The sequence below is a fragment of the Bradyrhizobium sp. AZCC 1610 genome (genome assembly GCF_036924515.1).
Taxonomy (GTDB): Bacteria; Pseudomonadota; Alphaproteobacteria; order Rhizobiales; family Xanthobacteraceae; genus Bradyrhizobium.
Genome location: NZ_JAZHRR010000001.1, coordinates 995,571 through 1,010,210, shown reverse-complemented (window position 1 = coordinate 1,010,210; position 14,640 = coordinate 995,571). Strand labels below are relative to the sequence as shown.

14 protein-coding genes are annotated in these 14,640 nt (G+C 62.4%); 4 read left to right on the top strand and 10 right to left on the bottom strand.

Going from position 1 to position 14,640, the window contains the following annotated elements; translation table 11 throughout:
- Positions 1–182 precede the first annotated feature (182 nt).
- Positions 183–431 carry a helix-turn-helix domain-containing protein gene (locus tag V1279_RS05095; protein ID WP_334446212.1) on the top strand — a complete coding sequence of 83 codons (249 nt, stop codon included), beginning with the start codon at positions 183–185 and terminating at the stop codon, positions 429–431.
- Positions 432–640: 209 nt separating this feature from the next.
- On the opposite strand, the gene V1279_RS05090 is transcribed toward V1279_RS05095, so the two are convergent.
- Positions 641–850, bottom strand: coding sequence for a DUF6429 family protein (locus V1279_RS05090; RefSeq protein ID WP_334433138.1), 210 nt, complete (start codon positions 848–850; stop codon positions 641–643).
- Between the two features lie 1,054 nt (positions 851–1,904).
- Between V1279_RS05090 and V1279_RS05085 the strand changes: the two genes are divergently transcribed.
- Together V1279_RS05085 and V1279_RS05080 are read left to right on the top strand one after the other, a co-directional pair.
- Positions 1,905–2,666 (top strand): SPFH domain-containing protein, encoded by a 762-nt coding sequence (locus V1279_RS05085; protein ID WP_334433135.1) that lies wholly within the window; start codon positions 1,905–1,907, stop codon positions 2,664–2,666.
- A 286-nt stretch (positions 2,667–2,952) separates the two neighbouring features.
- Positions 2,953–4,053 (top strand): alkene reductase, encoded by a 1,101-nt coding sequence (locus V1279_RS05080; RefSeq protein ID WP_334433133.1) that lies wholly within the window; start codon positions 2,953–2,955, stop codon positions 4,051–4,053.
- 189 nt (positions 4,054–4,242) lie between these two features.
- Here V1279_RS05080 and V1279_RS05075 read toward each other — a convergent pair whose 3' ends face one another.
- The 8 genes from V1279_RS05075 to V1279_RS05040 form a co-directional block, all read right to left on the bottom strand.
- Positions 4,243–5,988, bottom strand: coding sequence for an ABC transporter substrate-binding protein (locus V1279_RS05075; RefSeq protein ID WP_334446210.1), 1,746 nt, complete (start codon positions 5,986–5,988; stop codon positions 4,243–4,245).
- Positions 5,989–6,116: 128 nt separating this feature from the next.
- Positions 6,117–6,443 (bottom strand): DUF2160 domain-containing protein, encoded by a 327-nt coding sequence (locus tag V1279_RS05070; protein ID WP_334433131.1) that lies wholly within the window; start codon positions 6,441–6,443, stop codon positions 6,117–6,119.
- A 2-nt stretch (positions 6,444–6,445) separates the two neighbouring features.
- Complete coding sequence (locus tag V1279_RS05065) at positions 6,446–7,252, bottom strand: carbohydrate ABC transporter permease (RefSeq protein WP_334433129.1); 807 nt, start codon at positions 7,250–7,252, stop codon at positions 6,446–6,448.
- Positions 7,252–8,154 (bottom strand): carbohydrate ABC transporter permease, encoded by a 903-nt coding sequence (locus V1279_RS05060; protein WP_334433127.1) that lies wholly within the window; start codon positions 8,152–8,154, stop codon positions 7,252–7,254. The genes V1279_RS05065 and V1279_RS05060 overlap by 1 nt, the downstream gene beginning before the upstream one ends.
- Entirely contained in the window at positions 8,154–9,239 is a 1,086-nt protein-coding gene (locus tag V1279_RS05055) for an ABC transporter ATP-binding protein (RefSeq protein WP_334433125.1), read from the bottom strand. Before V1279_RS05055 ends, V1279_RS05060 begins: the two co-directional genes overlap by 1 nt.
- A 12-nt stretch (positions 9,240–9,251) precedes the next feature.
- Positions 9,252–10,331 (bottom strand): ABC transporter ATP-binding protein, encoded by a 1,080-nt coding sequence (locus V1279_RS05050; protein ID WP_334433123.1) that lies wholly within the window; start codon positions 10,329–10,331, stop codon positions 9,252–9,254.
- Positions 10,328–11,872: a glycerol-3-phosphate dehydrogenase gene (gene glpD, locus V1279_RS05045; RefSeq protein ID WP_334433121.1), complete on the bottom strand. Its 1,545-nt coding sequence runs from the start codon at positions 11,870–11,872 to the stop codon at positions 10,328–10,330. The genes V1279_RS05050 and glpD overlap by 4 nt, the downstream gene beginning before the upstream one ends.
- Positions 11,873–12,003: 131 nt before the next feature.
- Positions 12,004–12,918 carry a DMT family transporter gene (locus V1279_RS05040; RefSeq protein ID WP_334433118.1) on the bottom strand — a complete coding sequence of 305 codons (915 nt, stop codon included), beginning with the start codon at positions 12,916–12,918 and terminating at the stop codon, positions 12,004–12,006.
- Between the two features lie 60 nt (positions 12,919–12,978).
- Between V1279_RS05040 and V1279_RS05035 the strand changes: the two genes are divergently transcribed.
- The gene (locus V1279_RS05035; RefSeq protein WP_334433116.1) at positions 12,979–13,599 is read left to right on the top strand and encodes a CGNR zinc finger domain-containing protein; all 621 of its coding nucleotides are present in this window, start codon (positions 12,979–12,981) and stop codon (positions 13,597–13,599) included.
- A 10-nt stretch (positions 13,600–13,609) separates the two neighbouring features.
- Here V1279_RS05035 and V1279_RS05030 read toward each other — a convergent pair whose 3' ends face one another.
- A complete protein-coding gene (locus V1279_RS05030) occupies positions 13,610–14,443 on the bottom strand; it encodes a DeoR/GlpR family DNA-binding transcription regulator (RefSeq protein WP_334433114.1) in 834 nt (277 codons plus the stop codon).
- Between the last annotated feature and the right edge of the window lie 197 nt (positions 14,444–14,640).

Genomic DNA, 14,640 nt, shown 5'->3' with positions numbered 1-14,640 from the left:
CGTAATAATACCGCCTCATTAATCTTCCGTTAACCATTCGCAGCCAACCTCGTTTGCGGCAGGGGGCCGTGATTCCTGATGTTTCTGCTTCGCGTTTCGGAGCAAGCGTCGATCGGGAGGTGTTGATGCCCCAAGAGTATCGTGACGAGTATTTTGGCGCGTACCGTGACCTGTACCTTGGCGTGGACTGCGTCTGCACGCCCGAGATTTCGCTGCCGGAATCTCAAACCCTTTCACCCCACGAGATCGTGCCGATGCTGATCGGCTCCACAGTCGAGGCGATCGAGCGCGAGCTTGTGCTGCAGACACTGGCGCGCTGCGACGGCAATCGCACCCACGCCGCGCGCGTGCTCGGACTTTCGGTGCGCACGATGCGGAACAAGATCCGGCAGTATGCGACGGATGGGATCGACATTCCCGCGCACAGCTAGGTCGAGCAAGCTTCGTCGTCATCCGGGTGCGCGTTCGCGCAAGCCATCGGCTTTGCCTGCCCCCACAAGGCTGCGGCACTATCAACTCAACGAAGCCAGCACGTAGGCGGATTGGCGGAGCGTCATCAGCCGTCTTCGCAACGAGAGCACGGTGGATGTGGCGCGAGCGGCGATGGGTTTCGCTGCGCTCTACCCATCCTACAGGTCGCCTACTCCTCGAACATTTCCTTGAACAGTCTCTTTGCCCGCTCCAGACCCTCGTTAGTGAAAACCACCGACTTCACCTTACCGACGGGATCGTGGATCATCCCTTTTTCGTGCAGGCGGCCGAGAACGCCCCAATCCATACCTTTCCATGCCCGGTTATCGTCATGCAGAGCCAGCGCCGCGTCGTCGATCTTGTCCTTGTTGGTGGCCATCGTGAACACCTCTCATCGCGCGATGTTTGCGGCATCCTAATCGGGCGCGCGCGAGAGGCAATGGTGGCGGCGTTCGATGCCGGCAAGGTCCAGCTTCGTAGGTGCTGCAGGGTGGGTAAAGGAGCGAACGCGACGTGCCCACCATCCATCGCCAAACACACTGCAAGATGGTGGGCACGCTTCCGCCTTCGCTCGTTGAGCTACGGCGAGACAAGTCGCTTTGCTCACCTACGGCAGCTACTGACTGCGAAGTGATTTGCTTTGCGCGCAAGCGCAATCGCGATGCGCAACCGCGACAAATCAACACGACGGGCAAATCACTTCTGATTTTCAGAAATCGCGTCAAGCCCTTCGCACAAAAATATTCCGCTTAACATTCAGGGCAAATCACCCGCATAACTCCGCCCGTCTCACCCGATGAGAGGGGCGCTCGCGAACGTCACGAACGCGCGGTGGGATGCGGTGGACGCTGAGGGCGCGACAGACGTGCGCGCCGGACGCGTACGGCGAAGTCGTGTGGTTCGGGCGTCGCGGTGCTGGCGCTAAGTCCGGGAGAGGCGAAAGTTTCTCACGGGCGACGGAGGCAAAAGAGCCGTTCTCCGGGGAGAGCACGAAGTAAGCCGTAAAGCCATTGCGCAGGGAAGGCCGGGATGCTCCGCCTGTACCTGTATGCTCGTGTGCGCGTCTTCTATGCGCAATTGCACACGAGACCGCGGGTGCAGCGTGCACCCGGTCTTCCCTGCGCCCTCTTCTTTTGAGGGTGGGACGTTATCTAGCAAACCTCGGGCACAAATGCGCCGCGAGATCGCGAATGTGTGTCACCTCTTTGAAATTGAATCCGAAATCTCTACGTCCTCCCTGCGAACGCAGGGACGACGTAGAAGGCGTAGCGGCAGCAGGCGCAGCCCGGGTGAGCGGAGCGATACCCGGGATCGTCTCGGGGCAAACAACTACCCGCATGTCGCTCCGCTCATGCGGGCTACGATCGGCCCTGCTCAAGACCGCCTGCCCGCCAGAACAAACCGGCGTCACAATGCCTTCATTTAGAATGCAAATGACCGGGCAACAGTTCGATTATTTTTGTTTACATCTTCTGATTGAAATGGTGATGACTTATTTTCGACGCAGGAAAAGCCAAGAAAAAAGCAAAGAGAAGAACCGGCATCACGGCGTCTCCAACAAGATAAAAAACACTGCAGGGGGAAGGAAAAACGTGGGTGAGCTTCTGGGGTCAATAGCATTTTCCTTGATCGTCATCGCCGTGATCGCCGGCGCCTGGGCCTGGATTTCGACGCTGTTCAGGAAGGGGATCATGGCGCTGCTCGGCTTCGATCGGGTCTGTGTGCAGCAGTTTGAAACCGTCCTGCTCTACCGGAACGGCCGGTTTGAAAGGGCCCTGCCCCCCGGCCTGCACCGGATCCGCGCCGGCAGCCGCCAACTGGCGCGGATCGACAGACGCCCCGAGGTGTTTCGATTTGCGCAAGGTGCCGTTTCCGCCGACCGGATTGTGGTCAACCTCGTCTATGTCGCCCGGACTCAGATCGTCGATCCCAGGGCAGCTTTCGAAAGCACGCAGAACTACCGGGACGAGATATCCATCCGGCTGCAATCGGTCGTGAAGGCGGTATGCAGCCGCAAACCTCGCCTCGAAATTCAGATGGATCATCAGAGCTTCAGCAATAGCGCGCAGAAGGCCGCCAACCAGGTGCTTCGCGCCATCGGTTGCGAATGCCTGACCTTCGAACTGCTGCAGGTCGATGCCGCGGGGCCCATCGCGGAATTGGACGACAGGCGAATGGGATTTGCGGCGGAATAGCGTGTGGCGCGCCAACGGGCGGCGACGCCAGCCGCCGGCGTCCCGGGTCGGGCGCTGACAGTGCCGTTCGGCCCTCAAGGCACCGGCTGGGAGGTCCCTATGCTGCGCCGCTCCCGATTTCGAACGGATCATCCTGCGTCGGCGCGCGGACGCCATGGCGCGACACTGCCCACATGGCCGGGATCGAGCGCAGCTCGTCTGCGCAAGCCGAATGGCTTCGGGGATTGCGAGAATTGCCCGCAATGCCCAACTGTTCCCTATCACCATTGACCCGGACATCCCCGACATGAGCCAGACCAAACTGTTCGAGCCCTTCAAGCTTGGCCCGATAGCGCTTCCCAACCGCCTCGTGATGGCGCCGCTGACCCGCAACCGCGCGGTGCCGCCCGGCATGGTGCCGAGCCCGCTCGCGATCGACTATTACCGTCAGCGCGCCTCCGCAGGCCTTCTGGTCACCGAAGCGAGTCAGGTTTCGCAGCAGGGCCAGGGCTACCAGGATACGCCCGGCATCTATTCGAAGGCGCAGGTCGAAGGCTGGCGCAAGGTCACCGACCGCGTGCACGAAAACGGCGGGCGCATCTTCATCCAGATCTGGCATGTCGGCCGCATCTCGCACTCGACGTTGCAGCCCGGCGGCGGCAAGCCGGTGGCGCCATCCGCGATCCGCGCCAAGGGCAAGACTTTTGTGAACGGCACCTTCACCGAAATCTCCGAGCCGCGCGCGCTCGAGCTGTCGGAGATTCCTGGCATCATCGAGGATTTCAAGCGCGGCACCGAGAATGCGCTGGCGGCCGGCTTCGACGGCGTCGAAATTCATGGGGCCAACGGCTACCTGCTCGACCAGTTCGCCAAGGACGGCACCAACAAGCGCACCGATGCTTACGGCGGAGGAATCGAGAACCGCGCCAAGCTGATGCTGGAGGTTTCGAAGGTGGTGGCTGCCGTCGCCGGCCCCGAACGCACCGGCATCCGCATCTCGCCGGTGACGCCCGCCAACGACGTCTCCGATAGCAACCCGCAGCCGCTGTTCGATCACATCGTCGATCAACTCAGCGCCCTGAAGCTGACCTACATCCACGTCATCGAAGGCGCGACCGGCGGCCCGCGCGACATCGCGCCGTTCGACTATGCGTCCTTGCGCAAGCGCTTCAAGCAGGCTTACGTCGCCAACAACGGCTACGATTTCGATCTCGCGACGAAAGTGCTCGAGGCCGGCGCGGCCGATCTCATCGCGTTCGGAAAACCGTTCATCTCGAACCCGGACCTGGTCGAGCGCCTGAAGAAGGGCGCACCGCTGAACGAGTGGGACAAGGCGACGTTCTACGGCGGCGGCGCCAAGGGCTATACGGATTATCCGACGCTCGGCGCGGCGCAGGCGGCGGAGTAGCCCCCGCTCCTTCCCCGTCATTGCCTGCGACAAACGCGAAGCGTTTGCGCAAGGGAGCGACAGCGACGAAGCAATCCATCTATCCGCAATGCCGCACGATGGATTGCTTCGCTTCGCTCGCAATGACGAAAGGAAAAGGCCGGGATCGCTCCCGGCCTTTAGTTTTTGCATCACTCGTAATCGCGAAGCTTACTTCGCCTCTGCCCGCTTGGGCGGCGTAGCCGGCCACGACTTGATCAGCGCGTCGTAGTCGACGGTCTCGCCCTTCGGCTTCTCGTTCGCCAGCTTGCGGGCCGGCGCGATGGTCTTGTCCTTCTCCGCCTTGGCGAACCAGAACTCGGCCGTCTCCTTCTTGTTCAGCTTCGGCCCGCACTCTTTCTGCACGCCGGACTTTTCGAGACGTTCGAGCACCGAGTCCTGCGCTGCGGCCAGCGCATCCATCGCCGCCTGCGGCGTCTTCGCTCCCGACGACGCATCGCCGATGTTCTGCCACCACAATTGCGCGAGCTTCGGATAGTCGGGCACGTTGTTGCCGGTCGGGGTCCACTGCACGCGCGCGGGCGAGCGGTAGAACTCGATCAGGCCGCCGAGCTTCGGCGCACGCTCGGTGAACGACTTGTCCCAGATATCGGACTCACGAACGAAGGTGAGACCGACATGGCTCTTCTTCAAGGACACCGTCTTGGAGTTGATGAACTGCAGATAGAGCCAGGCCGCCTTGCGGCGATCGGGCGGGGTCGACTTCAGGAGCGTGGAGGAGCCGGCGTCCTGGTAGCCGAGCTTCATGCCCTCTTTCCAGTACGAGCCGTGCGGCGACGGCGCCATGCGCCACTTCGGCGTGCCGTCCGCGTTCACGACTGCAATACCCGGCTTCACCATGTCGGCGGTGAAGGCGGTGTACCAGAAGATCTGCTGGGCGATCGCACCTTGTGCCGGCACCGGTCCCGATTCGGAGAAGGTCATGCCTTGCGCCTGCGGCGGGGCATACTTCTTCATCCAGTCAAGATATTTGGTGATGGAGTAGACCGCAGCCGGACCGTTGGTGTCGCCGCCGCGCTCGACGCTTGAGCCGACCGGACGGCAGCCTTCCATGCGGATGCCCCATTCGTCGACCGGCTTACCGTTGGGGATGCCCTTGTCGCCGTTGCCGGCCATCGACAGCCAGGCGTCGGTGAAACGCCAGCCGAGCGAGGGATCCTTCTTGCCGTAGTCCATGTGGCCATAGACCTTGACGCCGTTGATCTCCTTGATGTCGTTGGTGAAGAACTCGGCGATGTCTTCGTAGGCCGACCAGTTCACGGGAACGCCGAGATCGTAGCCGTATTTGGCCTTGAACTTGGCCTTGTAGTCCGGATTGGAGAACCAGTCGTAGCGGAACCAATAGAGGTTCGCGAACTGCTGGTCTGGAAGCTGATAGAGCTTGCCGTCCGGGCCCGTGGTGAAGGATTTTCCGATGAAGTCGTTGACGTCGAGCTGCGGGTTGGTGACGTCCTTGCCCTCGCCGGTCATGTAGTCCGACAGGATCACGGTCTGGCCGTAGCGGAAGTGCGTTCCGATCAGGTCGCTATCGTTGATCCAGCCGTCATAGACGTTCTTGCCGGACTGCATCTGAGTCTGGAGCTTTTCAACGACGTCGCCTTCCTGGATCAGGTCGTGCTTGACCTTGATGCCGGTGATTTCGGTGAAGGCCTTCGCCAGCGTCCGCGATTCATACTCGTGCGTCGTGATGGTTTCCGAGACGACGTTGATTTCCATTCCCTTGAACGGCGCTGCGGCCTTTTCGAACCACTGCAGCTCCTTCAACTGGTCGGCCTTCGACAGGGTCGAGGGCTGGAATTCGCTGTCAATCCACCTTTGATTGACGGCGTCGTCCGCAAGTGCGGGTGCGGCGGCCATGGTGACCGATGCCGCGATCAGCGCAGCCGCGCTGGTCATCGTCAGAAAGCTCTCCTTGGTCAAGGGACCGTTTCTTCCTCTCAAGCGTCGCATGTAGGATCCTCCGGTTGCAGCGACAAACACGAATTCAGGCCCGGGTTGATCCCGGATCTGCTCTTTTTCGCTGTTCAGACGGTGCGGAAAATCGCAACGGCCGAGACGAGCGAAATTACGGTTGCGAGCCACAGGCTCGATATTTCAACGCCCTCTCCAATCGGCAAGATCAGAAGCAGGTCGGTGCCGGCAAAGGCGATCCACAGCAGGTGGATGACGGCGGCGAGCACCAGCGAAATGAACAGGCGGTCGCCGCGCGTGGTCGGAATCCGCAATACGCCGACGCGTTCGGCTTCGGGATAGGCGAGCGCAAGCCACGTCATGGTACCGAGCGTCAGCGCCAGCATCACGAAGAAGATCGCGGTTGGCAGCGTCCAGGCCATCCATGCGATATGTTCCATGGCTACACCCGTCCCAGCGCAAAACCGCGCGCGATGTAGTTGCGGACGAACCAGATCACCAGGGCGCCGGGGATGATCGTTAGCACGCCGGCCGCAGCCAGCAGGCCCCAGTCCATGCCGGAGGCCGAGACCGTGCGGGTCATGATCGCCGAGATCGGCTTGGCGTTGACCGAGGTCAACGTGCGCGCCAGCAGCAATTCGACCCAGGAGAACATGAAGCAGAAGAACGCGGCGACGCCGATACCGCTCGCGATCAGCGGCACCAGGATCTTGACGAAGAAGCGCGAGAACGAATAGCCGTCGAGGAACGCGGTTTCGTCGATCTCGCGCGGTACGCCGGAGACGAAACCTTCGAGGATCCAGACCGCCAGCGGCACATTGAAGATGCAATGCGCCAGCGCAACGGCCCACGGCGTATCGAACAGATTGATCGCCGAGTAGAGGTTGAAGAACGGCAACGCAAACACCGCCGCCGGCGCCATCCGGTTCGACAGCAGCCAGAAGAACAAATGCTTGTCGCCAAGGAAACGGTAGCGCGAGAAGGCGTAGGCTGCCGGCAACGCCACCGCAATCGAGATCGCGGTGTTGATCAGCACATAGGTCAGCGAGTTGATGTAGCCGGAGTACCAGCTCTCGTCGGTGAAGATGCGCTTGTAGTTTTCCAACGTCGGCTGGTGCGGCCACAGCGTCATGGTGGTGACGATTTCCGTGTTGGTCTTGAAGCTCATGTTGACGAGCCAGTAGATCGGCAACAGCAGGAAGATCAGGAACAGCGAGATGATGAGGCGGCGACCGGGAATCGAATTCATCACGCGCCCTCCTTCTTGGCGGGACGCTCGGCCCCAGCGTTGGTCATCACGGTGTAGAAGATCCAGCACACGATCAGGATGATCAGATTGTAGACCAGCGAAAGTGCCGCGGCCTTGCCGAGGTCGAACTGCCCGAGCGCGATCTTGACCAACTCGATCGAGACGAAAGTGGTCGAGTTGCCCGGCCCGCCGCCGGTCACCACGAACGGCTCGGTGTAGATCATGAAGCTGTCCATGAACCGCAGCAGCACCGCGATCAAGAGCACGCGGTTCATCTTCGGCAACTGGATCGCCTTGAACACCGCCCAGCGCGAGGCGCCGTCGATCTGCGCCGCCTGGTAATAGGCGTCGGGAATCGACTTCAGTCCGGCGTAGCACAGCAGCGCAACGAGGCTGGTCCAGTGCCAGACGTCCATCACGATGACGGTGGCCCAGGCATCGAACTCGTTGGAGACGTAGTTGTAGTCGATACCGAGGCTGTTGAGCGTATAGCCGAGCAGGCCGATGTCGGGCCGGCCGAAAATCTGCCAGATCGTTCCGACCACGTTCCACGGGATCAAGAGCGGCAACGCCAGGATCACGAGACATACAGCGACGGTCCAGCCCTCGCGCGGCATCGACAGCGCTACCACGATGCCGAGCGGCACCTCGATCGCCAGGATGATGGCGGAGAACAGCAGGTTGCGGCCGAGCGATGCGAGGAAACGCCCGCCGAGATCGGTCGAGGGATCGAGCAGCTCCTTGAACCAGCCGACGCCGTTCCAGAAGAACTGGTTGTTGCCGAACGTATCCTGCATCGAATAGTTCACGACCGTCATCAACGGCAGGATCGCGGAGAACGCGACCACCGCGAATACCGGCAGCACCAGGAACCAGGCTTTCTGGTTGATGGTCTTGTCCATCAAGCAACCCCCTCGACCAGACGGCTATCGGCATAGACGTGCACATGCGCGGGATCGAACACCAGCCCGACCATGTTGTCGGGAACGGAAAATCCCGGCGGCACGCGGGCGGCGAATTTTGCGTCGCCGATGCGAACGCGGGCGAAGCGGACGCGGCCGAGATCGTCGATGCGCTCGATCGTGGCCGACAACAGGCCGGACGCGGGAGCGGCAATATTGACGAATTCCGGCCGGACGCCGATCTCGATTCTAACGCCCGCCGGCAGCACGCCGTAATTGCGATGCAGGCCGATGATGTGGCCGTCGACGCGCGCCTCGTGTCCGCTCACCGCGGCCGGCACGATGTTCATGCCGGGCGACCCGATGAAATAGCCGACAAAGGTATGTGCGGGCTTGTCAAACAGTTCTGCCGGCGTCCCGCTCTGCACCACGCGGCCGTCATGCATGACGACGACCGTGTCGGCGAAGGTCAGCGCCTCGGTCTGGTCATGGGTGACGTAGATCATCGTCAGGTCAAGCTCGCGATGCAGCGCCTTGAGTTTTGAGCGCAACTGCCATTTAAGCTCGGGATCGATCACCGTCAGCGGCTCGTCGAACAGCACCGCGGCGACGTCGGAGCGGACCAGGCCGCGGCCGAGCGAAATCTTCTGCTTGGCATCGGCCGTCAGGCGCGTCGCCTTGCGGCCGAGATAAGGCGTGAGATCCAAGAGATCGGCGATCTGCTTCACCCGCGCCTCGACCTCGACCTTCGGCACGCCGCGGTTCTGCAGCGGGAATGCGAGGTTCTGCCCGACCGTCATGGTGTCGTAGATCACCGGAAACTGGAATACCTGCGCGATATTGCGCTTCTGGGTTGACAGCGGTGTGATATCGGCGCCGTCGAACATGATCTTTCCGCGCGACGGCGCGACGATGCCGGAAATCAGGTTGAGCAGCGTGGTTTTGCCGCAGCCGGACGGGCCGAGCAATGCATACGCCCCGCCCTGCCGCCAGGTCATTGTCACCGGCTTGAGCGCAAACGATTCCGACGGCGCAGCATTGCCGCCGTAGGAGTGCGCGAGATCGACGAGGTCAATGCGGGCCATGTCGCATCTCCCTCAATTGGGGCCTGGCGCGGCGACCAGACGGTCGGCGGCGTCGAATACGAAGACGTTGTCGGGATCGAGCACGGCATCGAGCAAATGGCCGGGCTCGTATTCATGCACGCCCGGCAGCACTGCAACCCAGTTGGAGGCACCGCGATTGAGATGCACAAAACTCTCCGAGCCCGTGATCTCGGTTACGGTGACGGTGGCGTGAAACGCGTGCCGCCCGGCGATGCCGCTGGCCACCTCGAGCTGATGGGCGCGGAAGCCGACGCGATAGGGACCGTCGGAAAGCTGCGCATAGAGGCCGGTGGCCGGCGCCTGTATGCCGCCGGCATATTGCACAGAACCGTTCTTCTTCTCGATGCCAACGATGTTGAGCGGTGGATCGGAGAACACCTGCGCCACCCGCAGCGTATCTGGCTGGCGATAGACTTTTGAGGTATTGCCGGCCTGCAATACTTGCCCCTCCCACATGCATACGGTGTCACCGCCAAGCAGCAGCGCTTCCGACGGTTCTGTCGTCGCATAGACGAAGATCGCGCCCGACGCCTCGAAGATGCGCGGCAGTTCGGAGCGCAGTTCCTCGCGAAGCTTGTAGTCGAGATTGGCGAGCGGCTCGTCCAGCAGCACGAGATCGGCGCCCTTGACCAGCGCACGCGCGATCGCGGTACGCTGCTGCTGGCCGCCGGACAATTGCAGCGGCGTGCGTTTAAGATAAGGCTCGAGCCGCAGCAGCTTCGCAGCTTCCTGGACGCGCCGGTCGATCTCCTCGCGCGGCCTGCCCTGCACACGCAACGGCGAAGCGATGTTCTCATACACCGTCAGCGAGGGGTAATTGATGAACTGCTGATAGACCATTGCGACCGAGCGCTGCCGCACGTCGAACCCGGTGACATCCTTGCCCTCGACCAGCACGCGGCCGGTCGTCGGCCGGTCGAGGCCGGCAAGCAGCCGCATGATCGAGGTCTTGCCTGACAGCGTCGGTCCGAGCAGCACGCTCAGCGTGCCGCGCTCGAGCGTCAGCGAGACATCGCGAATGGTCGGGATGCCGTCCACAGTTCGCGTGACGTGTTCGAGCATGACGCTCATGTCCGCCCTCCCGCTTCACGCAAAGGACGTTCGCCGGGGGCGCGATGGGCTTTGATCCACTCGTCGAGCGCGGCAATTTCATCCGGCGACAGCTGCAATCCGAGCTTGGACCTTCGCCATACCACGTCGTCGGCAGTGCAGGCCCATTCGTTCGACATCAGGTACCTGACTTCGCGCTCCGTCAAGGTGGCGCCGAACGACTGGCCGAGATCGGTCAATGATTTCGCGTTGCCAAGCAATTTTGTCGCACGCGTGCCATAGGCATGCGCGAGGCGGTTGGCATGCGCCGCGGCGAGGAACGGATATTCCCGCGTCAGTCCCGCCGTCAGCGCGGCGACCGCCGAAACATCCATGTCGCCGCCGGGCAGCGGCGACTTGCCGGTCCAGCCTTCTTTGGCTTTGGCGCTGCGCAAGTATGGCGAGAGCCGCTCCAGCGCTTCCTCGGCGAGTCGCCGATAGGTCGTGATCTTACCGCCATAGATCGACAGCAACGGCGCGCCACCGGGCGTATCGAGCTCGAACACGTAATCGCGGGTCGCGGCCTTGGCCTCGCTGGCGCCATCGTCATAGAGCGGCCGCACGCCGGAATAGGTCCAGACAACATCCGCAGGCAGCACAGGCTTTTTCAAGTATTCACTGGCCGACGCGCAGAGATATTGGATCTCCTCAGGCGAAGCTTTCACCTTGGCCGGGTCGCCGTCGTAATCGCGATCGGTGGTGCCGATCAGCGTGAAATCGTCCTGATAGGGAATGACGAAAATGATGCGGCCGTCGGCGTTCTGGAACATGTAGGCGCGGTCATGGTCATAGAGCTTGCGCACCACGATGTGGGAGCCCTGCACCAGGCGCACTTTTGCGCGCGCGTTGACGCCGGAGCCTGCGGAAAGCACCTGTTCGACCCAGGGGCCGCCGGCGTTGACCAGCGCGCGCGCCTGGATGGTGGTGCGCGTGCCGCTGATCGTGTTCTCGACGGTGACGTGCCAGATGCCGTCCGCCTGCCTGATCTCGACCGCGCGTGAACGGGTATGGATTTCGGCGCCGCGATCCGCCGCGTCGCGTGCGGTCAGCACAACGAGACGCGCATCGTCGACGAAGCAATCGGAATATTCGAAACCGCGCTTGTAGCGGTTGGCGATCAAGGGTTTGCCCACCTCGTCATGGACCAGATCGACCGAGCGCGTCGGCGGCAGCAGATGGCGGCCGCCGATATGGTCGTACAGGAACAACCCTAGCCTCAGCAGCCAGGCCGGCCGCAAGCCGGAGTGGTGCGGCAAAACGAAACGCAGGGGCCTGATGATGTGGGGCGCGATCTGCCAGAGAATTTCGCGCTCGATCAGTGCCTCGCGGACCAGCCGGAACTCATAATATTCGAGATAGCGCAGCCCGCCATGCACCAGCTTGGTCGACCAGGACGACGTTCCGCTCGCCAAGTCGTTCATTTCACAAAGGAAAACGGAATTGCCCCGGCCCGCCGCATCGCGCGCGATGCCGCAGCCATTGATGCCGCCTCCGATGATGGCGAGATCGAATATCCTGTCCAACGAAACGCTTCCCCGGCGATCGCCTCTTCACTTTGGCGATTTCACTTTCGGATGGGAGTTAATCACAAAGAAAAACGAAAGCAAGGTGAAAGCGGGGCTGGCAAGGGACGACCATTCTTTAATCGGCGCGGTCAGGTCCGCCGTTGTGGGAGCGGACCTCCGCTCACGACGTAAACACCTGCGGAAATCCCGGCGATCGCAATCCAGTCCGTCGCCGTCGGCCACTCGCCGAGAATCGGGATTGCCATGACAGCTGTCATCGCCGGGGATAGAGCGGCAAACGCGGCCCCGCTCGAGGCACCGAGGATGCTGACCGCGCGCCCGTAGAAGACGAGGGACGCGATTGCGGTCAGAAGCCCCTGCACGAACGCTTGAAGCGCCAGATCGCTCCATGGGGCTCCGGCGAAACTCGCACCCTCCACAAGCAAATAAGCGGGCACGTAGATAAACAAGGCGCCGACGGCGGCGATCCCGGCCGCGTGCAGCCCATCGAGCCGCGCGTGACGCATCGCGACGGTGTAGCAGGCCCACGCTGCGGCGGACCCTAGAAACAGCGCGTGCCCAATCGTCTGCCCGGACCCGATCGCGCTGCCGGTACCCCAGGCGATGCCGAAGACGCCGAGCAGAATCAGCACGAAGCCGATCTTTTTCGCGCCGGTGAACGGCTCTTGCAGGATCGCCGCGGCAAGCAGCGCGACCGCCAGCGGCATGACCCCGGGAAACAGCGCGCCAGCATGCGCCGCTGGCGCGAACAGCAGGCCTGCGTTCGCGAACAGGACGGGGGCGCCGCCACCGAGCACGATCGCCGCCAGCCCAATCCAGCCGAGACGTTCGAGAGCAAGGCCCCTACGCACGACGTACGGCAGCAGGAGCAAACCGGCCACGCCGAAACGAAGCGCAGCGATGTCCCATGGCGTGAGGCTGGTCTTGAGGCCCAGGCGAGCCACCACGATCCATCCGGACCAGATGCTGACCGCGGCGAGGCCATAGAGTGCGCCGCGGATATATTCCGCAGCAGCGCGCCCGGGGACGGCAAAATCCGTCATCATCGACTCCCGACAGCAATGGACGGCTCATAACCCTTTTGATATGTTTTACAGGTTATGATGGAGCACGACGTGAGGCAAGCAGAAAGCGCCAATCCGTTCGAATGGAGCGGCGGGCATCCGGCTCTGGACCTTGTGAACACCTTGGATGAGCGGCCCTCGTCCACGCCGATCGAGAACCTGGCAACGTATCATGACCTGACACGCTTTGCGGCGCTGGCGGGACTGCTCGATCGGCGGACCGCCGCACGTCTGCAACGGCTCGATAGCCGCTCGGGCTCTTATATCTTGAAACGCGCGCGCAAGCTTCGCGAGCACCTTCATGATGTGCTGGCTACTGCAAATTCAGGGCGGCCCGCGCGGCAGCCTGATCTCGATGCGCTATCCGCCGCGATCCAGGCGGCACATGCGGCCCAGACGCTGGTGTCCTCGCCTTCGCCCGGATTGGCCAATCGCCGCTGGTCTCCAGCGCTGACGCCAGAAATTCCCCTGCATGCCTGTTCGCTCGCTATCGAATGTCTGCTCGTTGACGAGGATCGCAAAAGAATTCGTAAATGTAGCGCCTCAGACTGCGACGTCTATTACCTCGACACCAGCAAGGGCCGACGCCGGCAATGGTGCAGCATGAAAGGCTGCGGAAATCGCGAAAAACAACGGCGGTGGCGTTCCGCGACGCGATAGGGCCGAAGCGCTATCGCAGTCGAACGGCGGCGGGAGGAGGAATCGGCTCGCCCGGCTCGTCGATATCCGCCGCCGGCTTGTCCATCGCCTCGACCACTTCGATGCCGCGATGGCTGCAGATGCTGGCGAGGCCCGCCGGCAGCGGCGCATCGGTCACGAAGGTCTGGATCTGGCTGAGATGGGCGATGCGTACCGGCGCGCTGCGACGGAGTTTTGTCGAGTCCGCGACCAGCATGACGCTGCGGGCGTTGGCGATGATCGCCTGCGCCGCCTGCACCTCGCGATAGTCGAAGTCGAGCAGCGCGCCCTCTTCGTCGATCGCCGAGGCGCCGATGATGGCGTAATCGACCTTGAACTGGCCGATCAGGCTGATCGCGGTCGAGCCGATCACTGCGCCGTCGGCACGGCGCACCGCACCACCGGCCACGATCACCTCGATGCGCGGATGGCGATACAAGAGCATCGCGACGTTGAGGTTGTTGGTAATGACGAGCAGGTCCTCATGCGAGGTCAGCGCGCTCGCGACTTCTTCCGTCGTGGTGCCGATGTTGATGAACAGCGAGCAGCCGTTCGGAATCCGCGACGCCGCGGCGATGCCGATCGCCCGCTTCTCTTCCGCCGCCACAAAACGCCGCGCCTCATAGGCGAGGTTTTCGACGCCGGAGGCGATGATGGCGCCGCCGTGGATTCGGGTCAGCGAACGCTGGTCGCAGAGGTCGTTGAGGTCCTTGCGGATGGTCTGCGCCGAAACCTCGAAACGCTTGGCGAGGTCTTCCACCATCACCCGGCCAAAGGCGCGGGCGATGTTGAGAATTTCAGTCTGACGGTGGGACAGTCCGGCCACGGCTGGCACCCTTGAGATATGGACCTGATATGGAGCTGGGGCACAAAGTTGCCGTTATGGTGCGGCTGATTGGGGCTGCGGTCAACGAGGGAGATCGGCCGCAAAGGCGTTTGGCGGGGCGAAACGAGGAATCCTGGTTAAGGCGACCGCGCCCGAAGCCATGCGAGCCCGCACCCTGCGCGCGACTGCTCGACAAA

Excerpts from the sequence above, each read along its gene's own strand:
- V1279_RS05050 (WP_334433123.1), bottom strand. The coding sequence starts at position 10,331 with ATGAGCGTCATGCTCGAACACGTCACGCGAACTGTGGACGGCATCCCG.
- V1279_RS05035 (WP_334433116.1), top strand. The coding sequence starts at position 12,979 with ATGGAGCACGACGTGAGGCAAGCAGAAAGCGCCAATCCGTTCGAATGG.
- V1279_RS05040 (WP_334433118.1), bottom strand. The coding sequence starts at position 12,918 with ATGACGGATTTTGCCGTCCCCGGGCGCGCTGCTGCGGAATATATCCGC.
- V1279_RS05080 (WP_334433133.1), top strand. The coding sequence starts at position 2,953 with ATGAGCCAGACCAAACTGTTCGAGCCCTTCAAGCTTGGCCCGATAGCG.
- V1279_RS05065 (WP_334433129.1), bottom strand. The coding sequence starts at position 7,252 with ATGAATTCGATTCCCGGTCGCCGCCTCATCATCTCGCTGTTCCTGATC.
- V1279_RS05060 (WP_334433127.1), bottom strand. The coding sequence starts at position 8,154 with ATGGACAAGACCATCAACCAGAAAGCCTGGTTCCTGGTGCTGCCGGTA.
- V1279_RS05075 (WP_334446210.1), bottom strand. The coding sequence starts at position 5,988 with ATGACCAGCGCGGCTGCGCTGATCGCGGCATCGGTCACCATGGCCGCC.
- V1279_RS05090 (WP_334433138.1), bottom strand. The coding sequence starts at position 850 with ATGGCCACCAACAAGGACAAGATCGACGACGCGGCGCTGGCTCTGCAT.
- V1279_RS05085 (WP_334433135.1), top strand. The coding sequence starts at position 1,905 with ATGACCGGGCAACAGTTCGATTATTTTTGTTTACATCTTCTGATTGAA.
- V1279_RS05070 (WP_334433131.1), bottom strand. The coding sequence starts at position 6,443 with ATGGAACATATCGCATGGATGGCCTGGACGCTGCCAACCGCGATCTTC.
- V1279_RS05055 (WP_334433125.1), bottom strand. The coding sequence starts at position 9,239 with ATGGCCCGCATTGACCTCGTCGATCTCGCGCACTCCTACGGCGGCAAT.